Genomic DNA, 295 nt, shown 5'->3' on the forward strand with positions numbered 1-295 from the left:
CTATTTTTGCGCTTTCACGCCCTAAAGTAAGATCCATAGCCTTATCAATCCTGCTTTGAAGACTTATTGATGTATGGATTCCTTTTTCAAGGGATTTTTTCCACTCCATCATTGCTGCCATAAAAACCGCCGAGATACTACTAGGGCGCTGACTTTTACAGGTTGAATAAAGATCTTCCAAAGGTTTTCCTGACCAAAATATGCGTTCAAATTGTTTTATTTCACACCGTATTTTCCGATAGGTAAAGATTTTTTCAAAAATAATTGCCCAACTCCATACGGAAGCCAGCAATAA

At 37.6% G+C, this 295-nt stretch carries 1 pseudogene; it reads right to left on the minus strand.

What is annotated here, in order from left to right:
- Positions 1-295: pseudogene (locus ACFIK8_RS12965) on the minus strand (protein TolQ); the annotation flags it as partial.

This window comes from Bartonella sp. MR168JLCBS (assembly GCF_042194175.1).